This window comes from Caulobacter sp. FW305-C-30-S16 (genome assembly GCF_058783025.1).
The window spans coordinates 769,099-792,187 of record NZ_JBYSYH010000001.1 but is presented as its reverse complement, the minus strand read 5'-3'; the positions used below and the strand labels follow the sequence as shown (position 1 = coordinate 792,187).

General features: G+C 69.6%; 21 protein-coding genes. 15 read left to right on the top strand and 6 right to left on the bottom strand.

Annotation, left to right across the window (positions count from 1 at the left end; translation table 11 throughout):
- The first annotated feature begins 78 nt into the window (after positions 1-78).
- Together AC3WJT_RS03835 and AC3WJT_RS03830 are read left to right on the top strand one after the other, a co-directional pair.
- Positions 79-1,203, top strand: coding sequence for an acyl-CoA dehydrogenase family protein (locus AC3WJT_RS03835; protein ID WP_492341741.1), 1,125 nt, complete (start codon positions 79-81; stop codon positions 1,201-1,203).
- Between the two features lie 15 nt (positions 1,204-1,218).
- Positions 1,219-2,475: an acyl-CoA dehydrogenase gene (locus tag AC3WJT_RS03830; RefSeq protein ID WP_492341740.1), complete on the top strand. Its 1,257-nt coding sequence runs from the start codon at positions 1,219-1,221 to the stop codon at positions 2,473-2,475.
- 46 nt (positions 2,476-2,521) lie between these two features.
- On the opposite strand, the gene AC3WJT_RS03825 is transcribed toward AC3WJT_RS03830, so the two are convergent.
- The 3 genes from AC3WJT_RS03825 to AC3WJT_RS03815 are packed head-to-tail and all read right to left on the bottom strand — an operon-like array spanning position 2,522 to position 4,903.
- Positions 2,522-3,289 (bottom strand): DUF6065 family protein, encoded by a 768-nt coding sequence (locus AC3WJT_RS03825; protein WP_492341739.1) that lies wholly within the window; start codon positions 3,287-3,289, stop codon positions 2,522-2,524.
- Complete coding sequence (locus AC3WJT_RS03820) at positions 3,286-3,687, bottom strand: OsmC family protein (RefSeq protein ID WP_492341738.1); 402 nt, start codon at positions 3,685-3,687, stop codon at positions 3,286-3,288. The genes AC3WJT_RS03825 and AC3WJT_RS03820 overlap by 4 nt, the downstream gene beginning before the upstream one ends.
- Before the next feature lie 13 nt (positions 3,688-3,700).
- On the bottom strand, positions 3,701-4,903 hold the full coding sequence (locus AC3WJT_RS03815) for an acyl-CoA dehydrogenase family protein (RefSeq protein WP_492341737.1): 1,203 nt from the start codon (positions 4,901-4,903) through the stop codon (positions 3,701-3,703).
- A gap of 102 nt (positions 4,904-5,005) precedes the next feature.
- Here AC3WJT_RS03815 and AC3WJT_RS03810 point away from each other — a divergent pair, with 102 nt between their 5' ends.
- From AC3WJT_RS03810 to AC3WJT_RS03775, 8 genes are all read left to right on the top strand, one after another.
- On the top strand, positions 5,006-5,887 hold the full coding sequence (locus AC3WJT_RS03810) for an oxygenase MpaB family protein (protein WP_492341736.1): 882 nt from the start codon (positions 5,006-5,008) through the stop codon (positions 5,885-5,887).
- A gap of 49 nt (positions 5,888-5,936) precedes the next feature.
- On the top strand, positions 5,937-7,235 hold the full coding sequence (gene guaD / locus AC3WJT_RS03805) for a guanine deaminase (protein WP_492341735.1): 1,299 nt from the start codon (positions 5,937-5,939) through the stop codon (positions 7,233-7,235).
- 173 nt (positions 7,236-7,408) lie between these two features.
- Positions 7,409-8,341 (top strand): Flp pilus assembly protein CpaB, encoded by a 933-nt coding sequence (gene cpaB, locus AC3WJT_RS03800; RefSeq protein ID WP_492341734.1) that lies wholly within the window; start codon positions 7,409-7,411, stop codon positions 8,339-8,341.
- A gap of 5 nt (positions 8,342-8,346) precedes the next feature.
- Entirely contained in the window at positions 8,347-9,690 is a 1,344-nt protein-coding gene (locus AC3WJT_RS03795; protein WP_492341733.1) for a type II and III secretion system protein family protein, read from the top strand.
- A gap of 9 nt (positions 9,691-9,699) precedes the next feature.
- Entirely contained in the window at positions 9,700-10,860 is a 1,161-nt protein-coding gene (locus tag AC3WJT_RS03790; RefSeq protein ID WP_492341732.1) for a CpaE/TadZ family protein, read from the top strand.
- On the top strand, positions 10,860-12,242 hold the full coding sequence (locus AC3WJT_RS03785; RefSeq protein WP_492341731.1) for a TadA family conjugal transfer-associated ATPase: 1,383 nt from the start codon (positions 10,860-10,862) through the stop codon (positions 12,240-12,242). Before AC3WJT_RS03790 ends, AC3WJT_RS03785 begins: the two co-directional genes overlap by 1 nt.
- The gene (locus AC3WJT_RS03780; RefSeq protein ID WP_492341730.1) at positions 12,242-13,204 is read left to right on the top strand and encodes a type II secretion system F family protein; all 963 of its coding nucleotides are present in this window, start codon (positions 12,242-12,244) and stop codon (positions 13,202-13,204) included. Before AC3WJT_RS03785 ends, AC3WJT_RS03780 begins: the two co-directional genes overlap by 1 nt.
- A gap of 4 nt (positions 13,205-13,208) precedes the next feature.
- Entirely contained in the window at positions 13,209-14,150 is a 942-nt protein-coding gene (locus AC3WJT_RS03775) for a type II secretion system F family protein (RefSeq protein ID WP_492341729.1), read from the top strand.
- On the opposite strand, the gene AC3WJT_RS03770 is transcribed toward AC3WJT_RS03775, so the two are convergent.
- Both AC3WJT_RS03770 and hutI read right to left on the bottom strand, forming a co-directional pair.
- Positions 14,147-14,629, bottom strand: coding sequence for a hypothetical protein (locus AC3WJT_RS03770; RefSeq protein WP_492341728.1), 483 nt, complete (start codon positions 14,627-14,629; stop codon positions 14,147-14,149). The genes AC3WJT_RS03775 and AC3WJT_RS03770 overlap by 4 nt on opposite strands.
- 101 nt (positions 14,630-14,730) lie before the next feature.
- Entirely contained in the window at positions 14,731-15,939 is a 1,209-nt protein-coding gene (gene hutI, locus AC3WJT_RS03765; RefSeq protein WP_492341727.1) for an imidazolonepropionase, read from the bottom strand.
- A gap of 63 nt (positions 15,940-16,002) precedes the next feature.
- Between hutI and AC3WJT_RS03760 the strand changes: the two genes are divergently transcribed.
- From AC3WJT_RS03760 to AC3WJT_RS03740, 5 genes are all read left to right on the top strand, one after another.
- Positions 16,003-17,328, top strand: coding sequence for a formimidoylglutamate deiminase (locus tag AC3WJT_RS03760; protein ID WP_492341726.1), 1,326 nt, complete (start codon positions 16,003-16,005; stop codon positions 17,326-17,328).
- The gene (hutU, locus tag AC3WJT_RS03755; protein WP_492341725.1) at positions 17,325-18,995 is read left to right on the top strand and encodes a urocanate hydratase; all 1,671 of its coding nucleotides are present in this window, start codon (positions 17,325-17,327) and stop codon (positions 18,993-18,995) included. Before AC3WJT_RS03760 ends, hutU begins: the two co-directional genes overlap by 4 nt.
- Entirely contained in the window at positions 18,992-20,494 is a 1,503-nt protein-coding gene (gene hutH, locus AC3WJT_RS03750) for a histidine ammonia-lyase (protein ID WP_492341724.1), read from the top strand. The genes hutU and hutH overlap by 4 nt, the downstream gene beginning before the upstream one ends.
- Positions 20,491-21,270, top strand: coding sequence for an N-formylglutamate deformylase (gene hutG / locus AC3WJT_RS03745; RefSeq protein WP_492341723.1), 780 nt, complete (start codon positions 20,491-20,493; stop codon positions 21,268-21,270). The genes hutH and hutG overlap by 4 nt, the downstream gene beginning before the upstream one ends.
- Before the next feature lie 75 nt (positions 21,271-21,345).
- Positions 21,346-21,633, top strand: a complete 288-nt coding sequence (locus AC3WJT_RS03740; protein WP_492341722.1) for a hypothetical protein — start codon at positions 21,346-21,348, stop codon at positions 21,631-21,633.
- On the opposite strand, the gene AC3WJT_RS03735 is transcribed toward AC3WJT_RS03740, so the two are convergent.
- Positions 21,630-23,039, bottom strand: a complete 1,410-nt coding sequence (locus tag AC3WJT_RS03735; RefSeq protein WP_492341721.1) for an amino acid permease — start codon at positions 23,037-23,039, stop codon at positions 21,630-21,632. The two genes, AC3WJT_RS03740 and AC3WJT_RS03735, sit on opposite strands and share 4 nt — an antisense overlap.
- Positions 23,040-23,089: the final 50 nt, after the last annotated feature.

The following is a 23,089-nucleotide window of genomic DNA, read 5'->3' as shown; positions in this document are numbered from 1 at the left end:
ATGGACTCCTGAGAGGGCTTGGCTGCCCTCGCGTGAAGGGGTTCAAGTGGGGGGAACTGAGGTTCCCGGGAGGCCCGCATGAATTTCGATTTCTCCGACGAGCAGAAGCAGCTGCAGGACCAGGCGCGGCGCTATCTGGCCGACAAATGCCCGCCGTCAGCCGTGCGGGCCGTGCTTGAAGGCGAGCAGGTCTACGACCGCGAGCTGTGGACCGGCCTGGGCGAGATGGGCTTTCTGGGCGCGGCGATCCCCGAGGAATACGGCGGCGTCGGCCTTGGACACCTCGAACTGTGCGTGATCGCCGAAGAGCTGGGCCGCGCCATCGCGCCCGTGCCGGTGGCCTCCTCGATCTACCTGGTCGCCGAGTTCCTGATGGCCGCGGGCTCCGAAGCCCAGAAGCAGGCCTGGTTGCCGAAACTGGCCAGCGGCGAGACCATCGGCGCCTTCGCCTATGGCGAGGGCCTTGGCCGCGTGACCGAGAAATCCATCAAGGCCAGCGTGTCCAACGGCAAGCTCAGCGGGACCAAGACCCCGGTCGCCGACGGCGAGATCGCCGATGTCGCCGTGGTCGCGGCGCGCGAGGGCGGCAAGGTCTCGCTGTTCCTCGTCGACCTGACCGGACCGGGCGTGACGCGTACGGCCGTCGACAGCATCGACCCCACACGCGGGCAGGCCACCCTGACGTTCGTCGACGCCCCGGCCGAGCGGCTGGGCGCGGCGGGTGAAGGCTGGCGTCTGGCCGCCGAGGTCATGGACCGCGCCGCCATCCTGCTGGCCTTCGAACAGGTCGGCGGGTCGGACCGGGCGCTGGAGATGGGCCGCGACTATGCCCTGGAGCGGATGGCCTTCGGCCGCCAGATCGGCTCGTTCCAGGCGGTCAAGCACATGCTGGCCGACATGTATGTGTCGGCGACATTGGCCCGCTCGAACGCCTACTACGGCGCCTGGGCGCTCTCGACCGGCTCGTCGGAGCTGCCCGTCGCGGCGGCCACCGCGCGGGTCTCGGCGACCCAGTCGTTCCAGCACTGCGCCAAGAACAACATCCAGGTGCACGGCGGCATGGGCTTCACCTGGGCCTTCGACTGCCACCTGTATTACCGCCGTTCGAACGGCCTGGCCCTCGCGCTGGGTTCGCAATCGACCTGGGAAGACCTGCTGATCGACCGCCTGCGCCAGCGCAACGACGCTCCGGCCGCCGCGTAAAGAAGGAACGGACAGATGAACTTCGACGACACACCCGAAGAAGCCGCCTTCCGCGCCACGGCCCGCGCCTGGATTGAGGCCAACGCTCCGAAGGAACTGGAAGCCGAGCTCAAGGGCGGCGGCTTCGGCAACAATGGCCTGAAAAGCGTCGACCCGATCCAGGTCGCCAAGGCCTGGCAGAAGAAGAAGGCCGAGGCTGGCTGGGCCTGCCTGCACTGGCCGAAGGAGTACGGGGGCCGGGGCGCCACGCCGATCGAACGCGTGATCTGGGGCCAGGAAGAGGGCGTCTACGGCGCGCTGAGCGGCCTGTTCATCATCGGCCACGGCATGTGCGGCCCGACGGTGATGGCCTGGGCCGACGAAGCGACCAAGGAGCGGCTGCTGCCGCCGCTGGCGTCCGGCGAACACATCTGGTGCCAGCTGTTCAGCGAACCGGCCGGCGGCTCAGACCTGGCGGGTCTGCGGACGGCGGCGGTTCCGGCGACGGACGGCTCGGGCGACTGGATCATCAACGGCCAGAAGATCTGGACCAGCGGCGCCCAGCACAGCGACTACGGCATCGTCATCACCCGCACCGACCCGACCGTGGCCAAACACAAGGGCCTGACCATGTTCTGGCTCAGCATGAAGACGCCGGGCATCGAGATCCGGCCGATCAAGCAGGCCAACGGCCAGTCGGGCTTCAACGAGGTCTATTTCACCGACGTGCGCATCCCCGACAGCCAGCGCCTCGGCGCGGTGGGCCAGGGCTGGAGCGTCTCGCTGACCACTTTGATGAACGAGCGCCTGTCGATCGGCTCGGGCATGCCGACCGGCTTCCCGGAGCTGTTCGACTTCTGCATGAACCTGCAGACCGAGGACGGCCTGGCCATCGACGACCGGTCGGTGCGCTCGCGGCTGGCCGGCTACGCGGTCAAGGCCAGCGGCCTGAAGTACACCGGCATGCGGGCCATCTCGGCCCTGTCGAAGGGCGAGACGCCGGGACCGGAAAACTCCATCGGCAAGCTGGTGGCCGGGGCGACCATGCAGGAGCTGGCGATGTACGCGCTGGACCTCCAGGGCCAGGGCGGCGTGGTGTCCGATCCGGACAAGGCGGCCGCCGGCGCGCGCTTCCAGCAGATGCTCCTGCGCTCGCCCGCCACGCGGGTCGAGGGCGGCACGGACGAGATCCTGCGCAACATCATCGCCGAGCGGGTGCTGGGTCTGCCCGGCGACATCCGCGTGGACAAGGATGTCGCCTTCAAGGACATCCCCACCTCGGGTCGCGGCTAGGGGCGACCCGGAACGGCCGGCGAGGCGAAATGGGGCGCTTGCGCCGCTACTTCGCCCGCCGGAACGGCTTGACCCGCAGTTTGGTCCGATGATCCGGGGCGGCCTCGACCTGGCCGGATTCAGTCGTGCCGCGCACGTAGATCTTCTGCCACTTCTCGGCCTGGGCAGAGGATCCGGGGGTCTTGAGATCAGCGTTGAAGTTGTTTCGGCTCGCTGACCACGCCTCGTATTCCGCCTTGAGCACCGGGTCGTCCGACAGGTTGCGGACCTCCGGCTGCAGGGACTCCACCTCGCCCCGTTTGACCGGGAAGATGTGGCAGATCGGCTCGTCCTTTTCGAAGCGCAGCAGCACGTTCGGCCGGGTGAAGACCCAGTTCATCGTGAAGCTGAACGGCATCCAGTCCGTCTCGACCACGCCGCTGAGCGGATAGATGCCGTCCTTGGGCCGGTTGATCGGCCCCTGGATCATCAGGTCGTAGCCCGGTTCCGTGCGGAACAGGGCCGGGATGTGGAAGGTCAGGATGCCGTGGCCGAAATGGCTGATCGCCGGCGCCGACGTGCCGGTGTCCGGCCCGACCACCACCGCGTCGAGACCCGGCTTTCCGGTCCAGCCCGCCGAGAAGCCGGACGGCGAGAGCATCTCCCAGCCGTGAGCGTTGGCGATGTTCAGGGGCAGGCAGCGATAGGCGAACCGGTCGTGGGTGGCGTGCATCCACTCCCGCTCCAGCGGCGCCGGCCGGATGATCAGCGGGGCGTCGCCGATGACGAAGGCCGTCAGCTTGCCCGGCGCCTTTGGCGTGTCCGCCTCGCTCATGCCGCCGCCTCTGTATGCAGGCTGGTGACGATGTCAGCCCCGCCCTTGAGCGTCAGGGTCACCGGCGTGCGTTCGGCGATGTCGGCCAGGCGCGCGCGCTGGGCGTCGTCGAGCACGCCCGTCAGGCGCAGCACCCGATCGATGTGTGACCGGTCGCCGTCCTTGTAGTGTTTCAGGTCCACCTCGACCGCCGTCAGCGGCCAGCCCTTCCGCTCGGCGTACATGCGCAGGGTGATCGCCGTGCAGGCGCCGAGGCTGGCCAGGAGCACGTCGTAGGGCGCGGGCCCTGCGTCCTGCCCGCCGAGCGACAGCGGCTCGTCGACCACCAGGCTGTGCCGCCCCGCGACCACCGTCGTCGCCCAGTCCGTGGTTCCGATCGTTGCGACAGCGTGGGCCATGGGCGGCGCCTTCCTAGAGCCTGAGCACCAGCCGGGCCATGATGTCCCGCTGGATCTGGTTCGAGCCACCATAGATCGAGGCCGCGCGGTTGTTGAGATAGCGGGCCATGGCGATCACGCTGTGGTCGGGACCGATCGGCGTCTGGTTCGAACCGGGATCACGCGCCTCCGGCTGGTCGACGGCGGCGTAGTGGTTGGCGATCTCGATGGCCAGTTCGTCCAGCCGTTGGGTACATTCCGTCGACTGGGTCTTGAGCATCGAGGAGGCCGGACCTGGGTTCTTGCCGCCGGCCAGGGCCGACATCACCCGATGCTCGGTGATCTCGATCGACTCGACCAGAATCTCGGCCTCGGCGAGACGCAGGCGGAAGTCCGGATCATCGATCAGCGGCGAGCCTTCGTCCGAGACCTCGTTCTCCGCCATGGCCTTCAGCTTGGCCACGCTGCCGCGCAGGCCGGGCGCCGAGCTGCCGCCACGCTCGAACTCGAGCAGGTATTTTGCGACCGTCCAGCCGTCGTTCTCCTCGCCCAGGCGGCCCGACTTGGGGACACGGACGTTGTCGAAGAACACCTGGTTGACCTCGTGCTCGCCCGCCAGGGTGATGATCGGCTTCACCTCGATGCCCGGCGTATCCATCTCGAGCAGCAGGAAGGTGATTCCCTGCTGCGGCTTGCCGCCCGACCAGGTGCGGACCAGGCAGAACATGCGGTTGGCGAAGTGGGCGTGGGTGGTCCAGATCTTCGAGCCGTTGAGGATGTAGTCATCGCCGTCGCTCTCGGCGCGCATCTGCAGGCTGGCGAGGTCCGACCCCGAGCCGGGCTCGGAGTAACCCTGGCACCAGTAGTCCTCACCCGCGAGAATGCGCGGCAGGTAGAAGGCCTTCTGCTCGGGCGTGCCGTATTTCTGGATGCAGGGACCGACCATCCGCAGGCCCATCGGCGACAGCGACGGCGCGCCGGCGCGCGTGCATTCGGCGGCGAAGATGTAGCGCTGCATCTCGTTCCAGCCGCAGCCGCCGTATTCCACCGGCCAGCTAGGGGCGACCCAGCCGCGGGCGTGCAACTTCTTCTGCCACGGGATCGAGTACTGCTTGTCGACGAACACGCTGGTGACCATCCGGCCCGCCTGGCGCAGCTCTGGCGTCAGGGCTTCGTCGAGAAAGGCGCGGACTTCGTCGCGGAAGGCCAGTTCTTGCGGCGTCAGGTCGAGGTTCATGTGCGTCTTCCATCCCTTTGCGGCAACTGATCAGACTGCCGGTCCTTCGCCTAGACCGGCGGACGCCACGTGACGCAAACTGTTTTCGTGAGGATCAGCCCGATGGCCAACGCGCTCAGCGACCGGATCAACGCCGCCGCCCTGGCCTATATGCAGCCGGAGGGCGTTCCGGCGTTCGACTTCACGACCCCGGCGGGCGAGCCGGCGCTGGCGGACGCCGACTCGGTGTCGTGGCGCGTGTTCAGCAACTCCGTGGCGCTGTTCATCGGCGGGGTGACCGCCGTGCTGCTGGAGCTGGCCGAGCCGCGCGTGCGGTCGGGCGTCTGGGCCCACACCAGCTTCCGCACCGATCCCCTGCCCCGCATGAAACGCACCGGCATGGCCGCGATGGTGACCGTCTACGGCGCGCGCAGCCGGGCCGAGGCGATGATCGCCGGCATCGGACGGATGCACGGGCGGGTCAGCGGCGTGACCCCGGACGGCCAGCCCTATCGCGCGGATGATCCGGAACTGCTCGACTGGGTTCAGGCGACCGCGTCGTTCGGATTCATGGAAGCCTATCATCGGTATGTCCGCACCCTGACGGCCGACGAGCGAGACCGGTTCTACGCGGAGGCTGCGCCTGCGGCCCGGCTCTACGGCGCCACCGGTGCGCCGACCTCGGTGGCCGCACAGGAGGCCTGTTTCGAGGCCATGCGGCCAAGGCTCGAGCGGTCGGAGATCGTCAGCGAGTTCCTCGACATCATGCGGCGGACCGCGATCCTGCCCGGCCCGCTGCGGGCGGCGCAGGGGTTGTTCATCCGGGCGGCGGTCGAACTGCTGCCGGCCTGGACACGGGAGGTTCTGGGTCTGGACGCCCGGCAGGGGCTGAAACCCTGGGAAGGCCGGCTGGTGCGCGCCGCCGGGGCGATGGCGGACCGTATGCCGCTGCCCGGCGGACCACGGGAGCAGGCCCGCAAGCGTCTGGGCCTGGCCGCCGCCTGACGCGGCTTTTCCTTGCCAGCACCGGCGGCTCAGGGTCCAACCTAGGCGTATGTCCGATGTCCGCGCCTGGCGCGCCGCCCTGGTCCATTGCCTCGACGATCCCGGCCGCGCGGGGCCGGATGCGGTCGTCCACCACGCAGATGGCCTGCTGCTGGTCGAGGATGGCCATGTCGCCGCCTGCGGCGCATGGGCCGACCTCGCCCCGACGCTCGCGGCCGACGTCGTCGTCGAGGCGCTGCCCGGCCGGCTGCTGAGCCCGGGCTTCGTCGATACCCACATCCACTTCCCGCAGATCGACATGATCGCCGCCTTCAGCGGGCAACTGCTCGACTGGCTGGAAGAGAAGACCTTTCCTGCGGAACGGGCCTTCGCCGACCGGGCGCATGCCGATGCGGCGGCCCAGGCGTTTCTCGACGAACTGCTGCGCAACGGCACGACCACGGCGATGGTGTTCGGATCGGTGCATCGCGCCTCGGTCGACGCCCTGTTCGAGGCGGCGCTGGCGCGGAACATGCGGCTGATCGCCGGCAAGTCGCTGATGGACCGCGGACCGGCTGACCTGAGCGACACGGTCGCGCGCGGCCGTACGGAGACCGAGGGCCTGATCCGCGACTGGAGCCGCCGGGGCCGGCTGGGCTACGCCGTCACGCCCCGGTTCGCCCTGTCCTCATCGCCGGAGCAACTGGCGGCGGCGGGCGAGATCCTGCACGCGCATGACCATGTCTGGATGCAGACCCATCTGGCCGAAAACCCGCGCGAGGTCGAGGCGGTGACCCGGGCCTTCCCGGACGCACGCGACTATCTGGACGTCTACGACCGGTTCGGGCTGGTGACGGACCGCTCGGTGTTCGCCCATTGCATCCACATGACCGACCGGTCTCTGCACCGGATGAGCGAGGCCGGGGCGGCGATCAGCCATTGTCCGACATCGAACCTGTTCCTTGGCAGCGGCCTGTTCGATCTGGCGCGCGCGCGGGCGCATGGCGTTGCGGTGGGACTGGGCACGGACGTCGGGGCGGGAACCAGCTTCTCGATGCTGGGAACGGCCGCAGCGGCCTGCAACGTGGCGCAGTTGAAGGGCGGGCCGCTCGACCCGCTGCGCGCCTTCTGGCTGGCGACGCGCGGCGGCGCGCGGGCGCTGGGGCTGGAAGACCGGATCGGCAGCTTCGCCGTCGGCTGCGAGGCGGATTTCGTCGCCCTCGATACGGCGGCCACGCCGCTGCTGGCCCGGCGGCTGGCGGGGGTCAGCGATATTCGCGAGATTCTGTACGCCCTGATGGTGCTGGGCGATGACCGGGTGGTGGCGGACGCCTGGCTGGCCGGCGTCCGCGCGCACCGCCGGGGCTAGCTCCCGGGCAGCACATGGTTCCCGGATATTAAGCCTAATACTTGCCTGCACAGACAGGGTTTACGACGCTTCATTGTATTCGTTGAATATATTTCAAGGGCTGACTGTAATTCTGATGGCCGTGTCGGGGAGAGCGTCGAAAATCGGCGTCTCGATTACGGGGGTTCCGCAGGATGCGAGTCGCCACCATTGCCAGTCTTGGCGCGTCTGCCCTTCTGGGCGTGGGCGCATTGTTCGTGGCCAAGGTCTGGTTGCCCAATTCGGCGCCGGGCGCCAGTCGCGCCGCCGCGGCGGATTCGTCAGCCGTCGCTCTGATGCCCGTGGTGGCCGCATCGGGGGCCGTTCCGTTCGGCCAGAAGCTTGAAGCGAAGAACCTGACCATCATCCGGATGCCCGCAGGCGCCGTGCCTGAGGGAGCCTATAGCTCGATCCAGCAGGTGATCGGCCTGGACGGCGGCGCGCCGGTGACGCTGACCTCGCTGGTCAATCGCGAGCCGATCCTGCCGGCCAAGGTCAGCGGCGGAGGCGTCAAGGCGTCGGTCGCGGCGACCATCTCGCCGGGCATGCGGGCATACACCATCAAGGTCAACGAGGTCGCCGGCGGCGGCGGCCATGTCCTGCCGGGCGACCATGTCGACGTGGTTCTGGTGCAGGAACTGACCGACAAGGGCGCCGTCGAGGGCGCCGCGACGGCCAAACTCTACATCTCGACCCTGGTGCTCCAGAACGTCCGGGTGCTGGGCATGGACCTGATCGCCGACCAGGCCTCGACCGAGAAGTTTCCGCCCAAGACCGCCACGCTCGAGGTCACCGTGCTGGACGCCGGCAAGCTGGCCGCCGCCGGTGAAGCGGGCATCCTGTCCCTGTCCCTGCGCCGCAGCGGGGCCACCGACGTGGCCGAGATCCGGGCGATGACCCTGCCGGAGATGCTGCGCAGCGACCGCATGGCCGGGATCACCCCGGTCAGCGCCGCGCCGCCGCGTCGCAGCACGCCGCGGCGCCAGACACCCTCGGGCGCCGCCGCCCCCGCTACCCGTGGCCTGGTGGTGACCCAGGGCGGCAAGCGGGAAACCGTCTCCGTGCCTTCAGAGCGCTTCGGGAGCTGACCATCATGCGTCGCATTGCAATCGCCTGCGCGGCGGCCCTCGCCTGCGCGCCTGTCGCCTCGCCCGCCGGGGCCCAGGCCTTCGTCGCCAGCTCGCTGGTCGGTGAACTGGCCCCCAGCCGCGTGATCACCGTGCCCAAGGACAAGTCGATCGCCTTCCGGCTGATGGGCAGCGCCGGCGAGATCGTCGTGGCCCAGCCGGACGTGGCCGAGATCGTCGCCAACACCGACCGCAGCGTCTACGTCCGCGGCAAGGCGCTCGGGACGACCAACATCCTGATCTATGACCCGGCCCACCGTCTGATCGAGGTGATCGACGTGCGGGTGGCGCAGGATCTCGAGTCGCTGCGCGCCGACTTCGCCGCCGCCCTGCCCGGCGAGCCGATCCGCATCCTGCCGATGGCCAACGGCATCCTGTTGTCGGGCGAGGTGTCGACCTCGTCGGTCGCCCTGCGCGCCAAGGCCATTGCAGAGCGATATGCACCGGCGGCGGTGACGTCCGACCTGACAGTCCAGTCCGCCCAGCAGGTGATGCTGGAGGTGCGCGTGATCGAGGCCAGCCGCTCGGCCCTGAAGGATTTCGGCGTCAACATCGACGTCGCCAACAACTCCGGGATCGTGTTCGGCTCGGGTACGGGCCTGGTCGGCCTCAATGCGCCGCAGGGCACGCTGACTGTCTCGACCAACGTCGGACCGACGACTATCGAGGCCACCCTGCGGGCGCTGGAAGAGAAGGGGGTCATCCGCACTCTGGCCCGGCCGAACCTCGCCGCCATTTCCGGCGAGGAAGCCACCTTCCTGGCCGGCGGCGAGTTTCCCTACCCGGTGCCGACCGGCCAGGGCGACATCACCATCGCCTTCAAGCCGTTCGGCGTGACGCTGAAGTTCACGCCCGTCGTGCAGGACGGCGGCCTGATCCGCCTGAAGGTCGCCCCCGAGGTCAGCCAGCTGGACACGCGCCAGAGCCTGCGCCTGTCGGGCATCGAGGTGCCCAGCCTGCTGGTCCGCCGCGCCGGGACGACCATCGAGCTGAAGGACGGCGAGACCTTCGCGATCGCCGGCCTGTTCCAGCAGGACTACGCCAACACGGTCAGCCAGATCCCCTGGGCCGGCGACATCCCCGTGCTGGGTTCGCTGTTCCGTTCCTCGCGCTGGAAGAAGCAGGAGACCGAACTGCTGATCCTGGTCACGCCGCGCCTGGTGACGGCCTCCGAAAGCCGCGCGCTGTCGCCCGACCCGTTCCACGGCTCGACGGAGCCGAGCGCGATCGACGTGATCCTCAACGGCATCGCCCTGGATCGCGCCATGGCGCCGGCTGCGCCCTCCTATTCCGACTCCACCGGCTCCTGAGGCAAGGTCATGAGTTTCGCAGGACGACGTGTACTGATTATCGGAGCCGGCCTCGCCGAGCTGGCGGGCCGGGCGCTGGAGGGTGCGGTCATCGAGACCGCCGCCGCCGAAACCCTGAACGGACGATCGCTGCAGACCGATCCCCCGGACCTCGTGCTGATCGATACGGCGGGCGCGGACGCTGACGCCGTGGGCGCGGCCATCGCGACGCTCGGCCGCGCGCCGACGCCGCCGCCGACGTTGCTGGTGGGCGAGCATCTGCCGGTGGCGCTGGTCCGCGCCCTGATGCGCCTGCCGCGCTCCGATGTACTCGAAGCCCCGTTCTCGCCGGACGACCTGTCCCAGGCGGCCCAGCCCCTGATGACGCCCCATCTTGCGCCGATTCACAACGCGCCCTCGCGGTGCTGGACGGTGATGGGCGCCGTGGGCGGCGCCGGCGCGACGACCCTGGCGATCGAGACCGCCTGCGCCCTGGCCGAACGTTTGCCGGGGCCGCGCCGGGTCTGTCTGATCGACCTGAACATCGCCGACGGCGCGGCGGCGGCCTATCTCGCCGCGCCCGCCAACATGCTGCTGAGCCGCGCCTCGCAGGCGCCGGAGCGGATCGACGCGGCCCTGCTGGACGCCTTCGTCTCCCAGGCGCCCGGCGGCATCGACCTGCTGGCCTCGGCTCGTGATTGCCACGCGTTCGACACCACATCGGGCGAGGCGGTGCTGCGGATCCTCGACGTCGCCTGCCAGGTCTATGACGCCGTCGTGGTCGACGCACCGCGCCATCGCCGGGCCTGGACGCTGGACGTCCTGTCGGGGTCGGACGAACTGCTGGTGGTGTCGGAGCTGACGGTGCCGGCGTTGCTGGCGGCGCGGTCGCTGGCCGCCGAGATCGAGGCCGAGCTGCCCGACGGGCCGCCGCCGCGCATCGTGCTCAATCGCCTCGCCAAGCGGGTCTTCGGCCCCGCGCCCTCGATGGTCGAGGCCGAGAAGGCGCTGCAACGCCGCGCCATTGGCGGGATCACCTCGGACTGGGAGGCCGCCGCCGCCTCCGCCAACCTCGGCGGTCCGATCAGCCAGCACCGGCCCAAGTCGCGGATCGTCAAGGATGTCGGCGATCTCGTCGACCGGCTGATGGCCTCGCCCGCGGTGCGCGGCGACATGGCGAGGGTCGCCTGATGAGCCGGTTCTCCCTGCGCCGCGCCGTCAAGGACGAGCCCGCTCCCGCCCCGGTCGTCGCCGCGCCCGTTCTGGTCGTCGAAGCTCCGGTGGCCCCCGCGCCGCACGTCTCGGACGAGCAGCTGGACATGCGGCTGCGGCTCCACGCCCGGCTGATCGAGGAGATCGACCTTTCCAAGCTGGGCGAGCTGGACGAAACCGAGATGCGGCGGCAGGTGCGTCGCCTGGTCGGCGACTTCGCCCGCGACAGCCGGCTGGCGCTGAACACCGCCGAACTCGACCAGATGGGCGAGGAGGTGTTCGATGAAATGGTCGGCCTGGGCCCCATCGAGCCCCTGCTCAAGGACGAGTCGATCAACGACATCCTGATCAACGGTCCGTTCCAGGTGTACGTCGAGCGGCGCGGCGAGCTGGAGCTCACCCCGATCCGCTTCCGCGACAACGATCATCTGCTGCGGATCGTCAACAGGATCGTCGCGGCGGTCGGGCGGCGGATCGACGAGTCCAGCCCGATGGTCGACGCCCGCCTCGCCGACGGCAGCCGGGTCAACGCCGCCATCCCGCCGATCGCCATCGACGGGGCCTGCGTCTCGATCCGCAAGTTCTCCAAGAAGCCGCTCAGCTTCGAGCGGCTGGTCGCGGTCGGCGCAATGCCGGCCTGCGTCGCCGAGTTCCTCGCCGGAGCGGTCAGGGCGCGGGTTTCGACCGTCATCTCCGGCGGCACGGGGTCGGGCAAGACGACCCTGCTGAACGCCTGCTCGGCCGCCATCAGCCACGGCGAGCGGCTGATCACCATCGAGGACGCCGCCGAACTGCAGCTGCAGCAGCCGCATGTCGTCCGTATGGAGACGCGGCCGCCGAACATCGAGGGCAAGGGCGAGATCCGTCAGCGGGAGCTGGTCAAGAACGCGCTGCGGATGCGGCCCGACCGGGTCATCCTGGGCGAAGTCCGGGGCGAGGAAGCCTTCGACATGCTCCAGGCCATGAACACCGGCCACGAAGGCTCGATGGCCACCATCCACTCCAACTCCGCCCGCGAGGCCATCACCCGTCTGGAGCAGATGGTCGCCATGGGCGGCATGACGCTCAGCGCCGAGGCCGTCCGTGGGCAGATCGCCGCCGCCGTCGGGATGGTGGTCCAGGTGATGCGGCTGTCGGACGGCAAGCGGAAGGTGATGAGCGTCACCGAGATCACCGGCATGGAGGGCAATGTCGTGCAGATGCAGGACATCTTCGTCTTCAACCGCCTGAAGACCGAGCCGGACGGCACGGTGATCGGCGAGTTCCGCGCGACGGGCCTGCGCCCCAAATGCCTCGACGAGATGATCCGCAAGGGCATCCCGTTCGACACCGCCAACTTCGATCCGCAGCGGGCGCTGTGATGCCAAACGTCGAGCCCCGCATCGTCTTCATGATCCTGATCGCGGCGGCTGTGTTCGCCGCGGCCCAGGCGGTGTGGGGGCTGGCGCGGGTGGCGGGGACCAAGCGCAAGGTCAACAAGCGGCTGCATCTGGCGCAGAGCGTCACCAACCTGGCCGACCTGGTGGTCGAGTTGCGCAAGCAGCGCGGGTTGGACGAGCACGGCAACAGCCGCATCCTCGTGCGCTGGTTCTCGGATCTGGTGATCAAGTCCGGCGTCAGCTACCAGCCGCGGACCTGGGCGCTCTATGCCGCCGGACTGGCGCTGGGCAGCTATCTGGCGGTCTTTCTGTGGACGAAGAACCCGCTGTTCGGCCTGGTGGTCGCGCCCCTGTTCGCGTTCGGTCTCCCGATCCTGTGGCTGAAGTTCAAGGCCGCCGCCCGGGCCAAGGCCGTCGGACTGCAGTTGCCGAACGCGCTGGAGATCATCGTCCGCAGTCTGGAAGCCGGCCACCCGGTGCCCACCGCCGTCGCCCTAGTCGGGCGGGAGATGCCGGATCCGCTGGGCAGCGAGTTCGGCATGGCCGGGGACGAGATCGCCTATGGCGCCACGCTGGAGCAGGCCGTCGGGCGCGTCGCCGACCGCTGTCGCCATCCGGACGTCGACCTGTTCGCCGCGACCATCCGGTTGCAGGAGCGCTCGGGCGGCAATCTGACCGGACTGCTGAAGATGAACGCCAAGGCCGTCCGTGAACGGCACAAGATGCGGCTTAAGATCAAGGCCGCCTCTGGCGAGGGTCGCGCCTCGGCGATCATCCTGACCTCCGCGCCGTTCGCGGTGCTGGCCATCCTGCAGGTGGCGAGCCCGCACTTCTACGGCGACGTGATCCACGAGAAGGCCATCCAGATGGGGCTGGCGGCGCTCGGCTGCTGGATGTTCATCGGCAACATGGTCATGCGCAAGATGATCGACATGAGGATCTGAGCCCATGGATCCGGTGCAACTCCAGACCCTGCTGACCTGGGCCGCCGTCGGGCTGATCACGCTCGGCGTCGGCGGCGCGGCCCTGATCGGACTGCGCGAGGCGCAGAACGGCGCGCGGCGCCGGGCGCGGCTGTCCGGAGCGGTCGTCGTCCAGACCGGCGGCGGCGGGTCGGCGGCGCTGGCGGGCGTGGTCAGCGGCGTGAAGCGGCTGGGCGACCGGATGGCGATCCAGGACCCGGCGCAGCTGTCGACCATCCGGGCGCGGCTGATCCAGGCCGGCTGGTTCAGCCGCGAGGCCGTGGCGGTCTATCTCGGCGCCAAGGCCGTCGCCCTGCTGCTGGCGACCGTCGCGACCATCCTGACCGTGCCCTGGGCGATCAGCGGCGGCGGCGGGATGGGCGCGATCCTGCTGGCCGGCGGATTCGCGGTGGCGGCGCTGCTCGGTCCGGAACAGGTGATCAAGGCCCGCCGGCGCAAGCTGGAGCTGGAATACATGGACGGCTTCCCCGACCTGCTCGACCTGCTGGTCGCGTCGGTCGAGGCGGGCCTCTCGCTGGACGCGGCAGTCAGCCGGGTCGGCGAGGAACTGAGCCGCCGCTACGTGCATCTGGGCGAACACCTGCGGTTCCTGACGCTGGAGCTGCGCGCCGGCCGCTCCCGCAAGGAAGCCTGGTCGAGCTTCGCCGAACGCCTCGCCATCGACGACGCGCGGGCGCTGGCCACCATGCTGCGTCAGTCCGAGGAGATGGGCACCAGTCTGGGCGACACCCTGACCGTCTTCTCCGAGGACATGCGCGCCAAGCGGATGCTGCGGGCCGAGGAGAAGGCCATGAGCCTGCCGGCCAAGCTGATGATCCCCCTGATCCTGTTCATCTTCCCCTGCCTGATGGGGGTGCTGATCATGCCGGCGGCGTTCCGCATCAGCCAGACGCTGATGGCGAACTAGAGCGCCAGCACGATCACCGGCAGGACCGTCCCGGCAGCCAGCAGGATCAGCGTCAGCCGGCGCTGGCGCGTGTTGCTCAGCGCCATCCAGACCCCCAGGACGCTGGAGACGGCCATGCCGGCCGAGATCAGCAGGAAGGTCCATTTGACGAGGGTCTCGCCGAGCGGCGCGGCCTTTTCTTCGGGCTCAGGCCTGGCCGGCGCGGCGGCGGGCGCAGCAGCCTCGGGCGGGCGGGCCCGGACGGGGCGTAGGGCGTAGGTCTGGTGGATGTGCACCTGCCCGAGCTTCTCGATGACCGGCAGCGGCCGGTAGTTACCTTCCGCCTCATGCAGCTTGAACAGCTGCAGCATGCCGGTGAGGGCGAACAGCATCAGGCTCGGCGCGACGAACACGGCCACCCAGAAGTGCAGCTGACGCACGAGGCGCAGGCGTCCGGCCCGCCGGTTGTGGGCGATCTGTTCAACGGTCTTGTCTGACACGAGCTGTTTCCTGGCGAGCGGCCTCGGCCGCGTGGGTTGAAACGCCCCGTGTTGCGATGCGCCACGCGCCCATCCCGCGCCATGATCGAGGTCAATCGGGCCTAGGCCACGACCGGCGTCCCACCGCGCCAGGACCGGTGCAGCAGACGGCCGCCGAGCCAGTAGCTGAGCTCGGCCGGGCGTTCGATATCCCAGACGGCGAGGTCGGCGGCCTTGCCGGGTTCCAGGGTTCCGGTCTCCGCGGCGATGCCCAGCGCTTTCGCGGCGACACGCGTGGTCCCGGCCAGCGCCTCCTCCGGGGTCAGACGGAACTGGCTGCAGGCGAGCATCATCGCCGCCCGCAGGGACAGCATGGGTGAGGTGCCGGGGTTGCAGTCGCTGGCCACCGCCATACCGACGCCCGCCGCGCGCAGGGCGTCCACCGGCGGCTTCTGCGTCTCCGCCAAGGCCACGAAAGCGCCGGGCAGCAGGACAGCGACGGTTCCCGCCTTGGCCATGGCCTCGACGCCGGCCAGTGAGGTGAATTCGAGATGGTCCGCCGACAGGGCGCCGTACCGCGCGGCCAGCGCCGCGCCGTCGCCGTCCGACAGCTGGTCCGCATGCAGACGGACCGGAAGGCCTAGCGCCCTGGCCTTGTCGAACAGCCGTGAGACCTCCGCCGGCGTGAAAGCGATGCCCTCGAGATAGGCGTCGACGATGTCCACCAGTCCCGCAGCCTTCGCCGCCGGCAGGGCCTCGTCGATGATCATCGACACGTAGGCGTCGCGGTCCTGGTCCTTCGGAACCGCATGCAGGCCGAGGAAGCTGGTCACCACCCGCACGTCGCCGTCGAGATAGCGGGCGGCGCGGAGCATCTTCAGCTCGGTTTCCAGATCGAGGCCGTAGCCGGACTTGATCTCGATCGTGGTGACGCCCTCGGCGATGAAGTTGGCCAGCCGCTTGCGGGCCGACCGGATGAGGCCGGCCTCGGTCGCTGCGCGGGTCGCCGCCACGGACGAGCGGATGCCGCCGCCGGCGTTGGCGATCTCCTCGTAGGTCGCGCCTCCGAGCCGCGCCTCGAACTCGCCGATACGGTCACCGCCAAAGACCAGGTGGGTGTGGCAGTCGATCAGGCCCGGCGTGACCCAGCGCCCGTCGAGCCGGACGGTGCTGACGGCCTGGAAGTCCGGCGCCTCATGGCGCGGGCCGATCCAGGCGATCCGGCCGTCCGCCACCGCGATGGCGCCCCCCTCGATCGCCCCATAGGCGGCGCCGCCGACGGTCATGGTCGCGGCGCGGCAGTCGGTGAGGAGGAGATCGATTCGGGTCATCGCAGGGTCTTGCCAGCTTACCCTACGGAGGCCTAGCTACGAGCCTCCTTGGGCCGAGATCACGTGGACATCATCTTCGAACAGGCGCGGCTGCCCGGCGGCTGGGCGCGCAACGTGCGCTTTACGGTGGAGGCCGGTCGCATCGCCGCGATCACGCCGGACGCTGATCCCGCCGGCTGCACGCGGGTGGCCGGCGCGGCGATTCCGGCGATCACCAACCTGCACAGCCACGCCTTCCAGCGGGCCATGGCCGGTCTGGCCGAGCAGTCGCGGGCCGGGGTCGATGACTTCTGGGCCTGGCGCGGCGCGATGTACGGCTTCCTGCGCAAGCTGACGCCGGACGATGTCGAGGCCATCGCCGCGATGCTCTATGTCGAGCTGCTGGAACAGGGTTACGGCGGGATCGTCGAGTTCCACTACCTGCACAACGCCCCCGATGGCCGGCCCTATGCCGATCCGGCGGAGATGGCGCACGCCATCCGCCGGGCCGCGGCGACCAGCGGCATCGGCCTGACGCTTGCGCCAGTGCTCTACACCTCCAGCGGCTTTGGCGGGAAACCGGCGCTGGACGGCCAGAAGCGGTTCCTGATGGACCCTGACGCCTTCCTGCGTCTGCTGGACGACACCGACGCGGAAGCCCTCGCCTTCCACAGCCTGCGGGCCGTGACGCCGCAGCAGATGGCCCGGGTGCTGGAGCAGGTCGGCCCGGAGATCCCGATCCACATCCATGTGTCCGAACAGACCGGCGAGGTCGACGAATGCCTCGCCGCGACCGGCAGGCGGCCAGTCGAATGGCTGCTTGACCAGGGACTGCTGACCCCGCGCTGGACGCTGGTGCACGCCACCCACATGACCGACGCGGAGGCCGAGGGCGCGGCTCGCGCCGGGGCCACCGTGGCCCTGTGTCCGTCGACGGAGGGCAACCTTGGCGACGGCTTCTTCAACGCCCCGGCCTTCCTCGGCGCGGGCGGATCGTTCGGCATCGGATCCGACAGCCATGTCTCGACCAGTCCGGTCGAGGAACTGCGCTGGTTCGAATACGGGCGGCGGTTGCAGGCGCGCAAGCGAACCCTCGGCGCCGGGGGCGGAGAGCATGTCGGCGCCTGGCTGTGGCTCGCGGCGGCGGAGGCGGCGGCGCGGCCAACCGGCCGGTCCGCCGGGGCGCTGGCCGTCGGGGCCTCGGCCGATTTCGTGGTGCTGGACACCGACCATCCGGCCCTCGCCGGCCGTGACGGCGACCTGATCCTCGACAGCCTCGTTTTCAGCGGCCAGGGCTGCGTCCGCGAGGTCTGGGCCGGCGGGAAGCGCCGCGTCGAGAACGGCCGACACATCGCGCGCGAGGCTGTCGCCCGCGCCTATCGCAAGACCATCGAAAGACTGAAGGCATGAGCACCAGCAACAGCCGCATCGTCCGCGCCGCGCACGGGACGGAGATGACCTGCAAGTCCTGGCTGACCGAAGCCGCGCTCCGCATGCTGATGAACAACCTGGATCCCGACGTCGCCGAGCGGCCCGAGGACCTGGTCGTCTATGGCGGCATCGGCAAGGCGGCGCGGGACTGGGCCAGCTTCGACGCCATTGTCGCCACCCTGCGGCGGCTGAACGACGACGAGACGCTGCTGGTCCAGTCAGGCAAGCCGGTGGGGGTCTTCCGCACCCATGCCGACGCGCCGCGCGTACTGATCGCCAACTCCAATCTGGTGCCGAAATGGGCGACCTGGGAGCATTTCCACGAGCTCGATCGCAAGGGACTGATGATGTACGGCCAGATGACGGCCGGATCGTGGATCTACATCGGCAGCCAGGGCATCGTTCAGGGCACCTACGAGACCTTCGTCGAGGTCGGTCGCCAGCATTTCGGCGGCGACCTGACCGGCAAGTGGATCCTGACCGGGGGCCTCGGCGGCATGGGCGGGGCCCAGCCGCTGGCGGCGACCATGGCCGGCGCCTCGATGCTGGCCGTCGAGTGTCAGGCCCGCTGCATCCAGCGCCGGCTGGAGACCCGCTATCTCGACGAGGCCACCGAGGATCTCGATGACGCCCTGGCCCGTATCGAACGGGCGACGAAGGAGGGCCGGGCCCTCTCCGTCGGCCTGCTCGGCAACGCCGCCGACATCTTCCCCGAACTGGTCCGTCGCGGCGTGCGGCCGGACGTAGTCACCGACCAGACCAGCGCTCACGACACCATCAACGGCTATCTGCCGAGGGGCTGGACCGTCGAGCGCTGGGAACAGGCGCGGGCCGCCGATCCGGCCGGCGTCGACCGGGCGGCGCGGGAATCCATCGTGCCGCACGTCCAGGCGATGCTCGACTTCCACAACCAGGGCATCCCGGTCCTCGACTACGGCAACAACATCCGCCAGGTGGCGAAGGACGAGGGGCTGGAGCACGCTTTCGACTTCCCGGGCTTCGTGCCCGCCTACATCCGCCCGCTGTTCTGCCGCGGCGTGGGACCTTTCCGCTGGGCGGCGCTGTCGGGAGATCCGGAGGACATCTACAAGACCGACGCGGCGATGAAGCGCCTGTTCCCTGACAATGTGCACCTGCACCGCTGGCTCGACATGGCGAAGGAGCGGATCGCCTTCCAGGGCCTGCCTGCGCGGATCTGCTGGATCGGGCTGGGCGACCGGCACCGGGCCGGGCTGATGTTCAACGAGATGGTCGCCAGCGGCGAGCTGAAGGCGCCGATTGTCATCGGCCGCGACCACCTGGACAGCGGCTCCGTCGCCAGCCCCAACCGTGAGACCGAGGCGATGCAGGACGGCTCGGACGCGGTCAGCGACTGGCCCCTGCTCAACGCCCTGCTCAACACCGCGGGCGGCGCGACCTGGGTGTCGCTGCATCACGGCGGCGGGGTCGGCATGGGCTACAGCCAGCACGCGGGCGTGGTGATCGTGGCCGACGGCACGCCGGAGGCGGCCAAGCGGCTGGAACGGGTGCTGTGGAATGATCCCGGTACCGGCGTCATGCGCCACGCCGACGCCGGCTACGATATCGCCATCGACTGCGCGCGCGAGCAGGGCCTCGACCTGCCGTCGCTGGAGGCGGCGCGATGACCCCGGCGCTCGTCTTCGGCGACGACGCCATCGGCATCGAGCATGTCCGGGCGGCGCTCGCGGGTCCCTGCCAGACGGCGCTCAGCGACGGCGCGCGGCAAGGCATCGCGCGATCCGCCGCCACGATCGACGCCATCCTCGCCGACGGACGCACCGTCTATGGCGTGAACACCGGCTTCGGCCTGCTGGCGAAGAAGACCATCGCCCCGGACCAGCTGGCGGAGCTGCAGCGCAACCTGATCCTGTCGCATTGTTGCGGCGTCGGCGCGCCGCTGCCGGACGATGTGGTGCGGTTGATCCTGCTGCTGAAGATCGCAGGGCTTGCCCGCGGCTTTTCCGGCGTGCGGCTGCAGTTGATCGAAACGCTCGTCCGGCTGCTTGCGCTGGATATCCTGCCCGTCATTCCGGAAAAGGGTTCGGTCGGCGCGTCGGGCGATCTCGCGCCGCTGGCGCATCTGGCGTCGACCCTGCTCGGCGTAGGCGAGCTGAAGGTCGCCGGGAAGGTCGTTCCGGCGGCGGAGGGCCTGAAGGCCGCCGGGCTCGAACCGATCGTTCTGCGGGCCAAGGAGGGCCTGGCGCTGATCAACGGGACCCAGGTCTCGACCGCCCTGGCGCTGAAGGGGCTGGTGCTCGGCCAGAACATTTTCCAGGCGGCTCTGGTGGCCGGCGCGCTCAGTGTCGACGCCCTGGCCGGCAGCGATGTGCCGTTCGACCCGCGCATCCACGCCGCCCGTGGCCAGCCGGGCCAGATCGAGGTTGCGCGCCGCCTGCGCGCCCTGCTCGACGGCAGCCAGATCCGCGCCAGCCATGCGGACTGCGACCGCGTGCAGGATCCCTACAGCCTGCGGTGCCAGCCGCAGGTCATGGGCGCCGTGCTCGATCTGCTGGAGAACGCCCAGCGCACCCTGCTGATCGAGGCCGGGGCGGTGACGGACAATCCGCTGGTGTTCGCCGAGACAGGCGAGGCCCTGTCCGGCGGCAACTTCCACGCCGAGCCGGTGGCGTTTGCCGCCGATACGCTGGCGCTGGCGCTGGCGGAGATCGGCTCGCTCAGTGAGCGGAGGACCGCCCTGCTGGTTGACCCGACGATGAGCGGCCTGCCCGCCTTCCTGGTGGCCGAGAGCGGGGTCAATTCCGGCTTCATGATCGCCCAGGTGACGGCCGCCGCCCTGGTCAGCGAGAACAAGGGCCTCAGCCACCCCTCCAGCACCGACAGCCTGCCGACCAGCGCCAACCAGGAGGATCACGTCTCCATGGCCACCTACGGCGCGCGGCGGCTGACGCAGATGGCCGACAACGCCGCCGCCATCGTCGGCATCGAACTGCTGGCCGCCGCGCAGGGCATCGAGTTCCGCCGGCCGCTGCGGTCGTCCGGGCCGCTGGAGACGGCGCATGGGCGGATCCGTACGGTCGCCGCGCCGTGGGACCGGGACCGCTACTTCGCCCCGGACATCGCGGGGGTCACGGCGCTGGTGCTGGCCGGGGCGTTCGGCGCATGACCGCCCCCCTGGTGACCGCCCGCGCCTCGCCGCTGATCATCAGCTTCCCGCACGTCGGGACCGACATCCCGGACGCCATCGCGGCGCGGATGACGCCGGAGGCCTTGCGGCTGGACGACACCGATTTCGAGCAGCCGGCCCTGTATGGCTTCGCCGACGAACTCGGCGCGACGACCGTCGTCGCCCGTTGGTCGCGGCTGGTGATCGACGTGAACCGCCCGCCGGACAATGCGCCGCTGTACCCCGGCCAGTGGGGCGCGGGGCTGACGCCGACCGAAACCTTTGCCGGAGAGGCCGTCTATCAGGCCGCCGCTCCCGACGAGGCGGAAATCGCCGACCGGCGCGAGCGCTACTGGCGGCCCTATCACGCGGCCCTGGCCCTGGCCGTCGCCACGGCGCTCGACCGCTACGGCGTCGCCCTGCTGTGGGACGCCCATTCGATCAGCGGCGTCGTGCCTCGGCTGTTCGAGGGGACGCTGCCGGACCTGAACATGGGCACCGCCTCGGGCGCGGCCTGCGGTGACGCCGTCAGCGCCGCGGCGTTCGCCGTCTGCCAGGGCGGCCCGTTCAGCGCCGTGCTCAATGGCCGCTTCAAGGGCGGCTACATCACCCGCACCTACGGCGACCCGGCCAGCGGCGTGCACGCCATCCAGATGGAACTGGCCAAGAGCACGCACCTGGGCGCCGACAACCGGGTCGACGCCGGACGCGCGGGGATCCTCCGGCCAGTGCTCAAGGGCGCGATCTCGGCGGCGCTGGCGGCCGCGGAGTCCTGAGCGGCGTTTGACTATTATCAAGGCGATTAGACGAGGCGGTCGCTACTTCCGGGTGAAATCCAGAGGTCTTCTCCCTTGCCCGTCACGACTGAGACAGAAACGCGCATCACGCTGATCGGCGTCCTGCGGTGCGTCGGCATCTGCGTGGCGATTGGCGAGATGGCCTACCTGTTCGCCTGGATGCTTCTGACCCTGTCCCTCGCGGCCGAGGTCAGGCGGACCGAGGCGCTGAGCGGTCTGTTCGACCTCGGCGTTGGCATGGTCTGGGCGGCCCTGTTCGGCACGGTCGTCGGCCTGACGACCACGCTGACGTTCAATCTGATCGACCGGAGGCCGGTTGTCCGCGCGCGGACGAGGAACTAGGCCTTAGACAGGTTGCTGGTGGTCCGGAAGTACAGCAGGTACGCCGCCAGCCCGATCAGGTTCCAGATCACGAACACGATCATCGTGAAGGTGTTGAGCCCTGCGAACAGGTAAGCGCAACCGAGCACCGCGAACGGTCCCACCAGCCACCAGAGCGGCGTCTTGAACCGTCGCGGACGGGCCGGCTGCTGGACGCGCAGGATCATCATGGCGATGGCCGTGGCGATGAAGGCGGCCAGGGTGCCGGCGTTGGCGACCGAGACGATGGTGCCCAGGGGCAGCGCTCCCCCGAGAATGGCCGCGATGACCCCGGTGAAGAGGGTCACCGCCACCGGCGTGCCCAGCTTGCTGTGCACCTTCGCAAGACCGCGCGGCAGCAGACCATCACGCGCCATGGCGAAGAACACGCGGGTCTGTCCGTACATGAACACCATGATCACCGTCGGCATGGCGATGATGGCGGCAAGACCGATCAGCCAGGCGGCCTTGGGGTGGCCGAGCTCGCGGATGATGTGCGCCAGCGGCTCGGGGCTCTTGGCGAACTCGGCCGGAGCCATCGCGCCGATCGCGGTGGCGGCGACCGCCATGTAGATCAGCGTGCACAGCAGCATCGAGCCGACGATTCCGATGGTCAGGTCCCGCGCCGGATTCTTGGTTTCCTCTGACGCCGTCGAGATCGCGTCGAAGCCGTAGAAGGCGAAGAAGATGATCGAGGCCGCGCCCATCACGCCGAACTTCACGCCATCGACTTCGTGCGCCCAGAAGCCCTGGGGCATGAACGGCGAGAAGTGGGCCGCGTTGAAGGCTGGAAGCGCCAGGGCGATGAAGCCGGCCAGGGCGACCAGTTTGACGATTACCAGCACGAAGTTGACCCGGGCGCTCTCGCGCGTGCCCAGCGCCAGCAGAGCGGCCACCAGCAGGGCGATGACCACCGCCGGCAGATTCACGATCCCGCCGGCCTCGGGGCCCTTGAGCAGCTGTTGCGGCGCATCCGGCCACCAGCTGAGGATCAGGCCCGAGGCGTAGCCGGCCCAACCGACCGACACGGCTGCGCAGACCACGGTGTATTCGAGGATCAGGCTCCAGCCGACGACCCAGGCGGCCGTCTCGCCCATGACCGCGTAGCTGTAGGTGTAGGCGCTGCCCGCCCGCGGCATCAGGGTGGCCATCTCGGCATAGCAGAGGGCGGCGGCGGCGCAGACGGCCCCGGCGATCAGAAAGCTGAGCATCGCCCCCGGCCCCGCCAGGCCCGCGGCCTCGCCGGTCAGGGTGTAGATGCCGGTGCCGACGATGGCCCCGACGCCGAGCGCAACCAGATGCGGCCAACCCAGCGTGGGCTTCAGGCCGTGGCCCTCCACATGACCAATCTCACGATCGATGGCGATGCGCCGCGTCAGGAAGCTCATGAGCCCCTCCCCCAGAGTTCAGGCGCGGAGCATGGCCCGCGCCGGGCCGG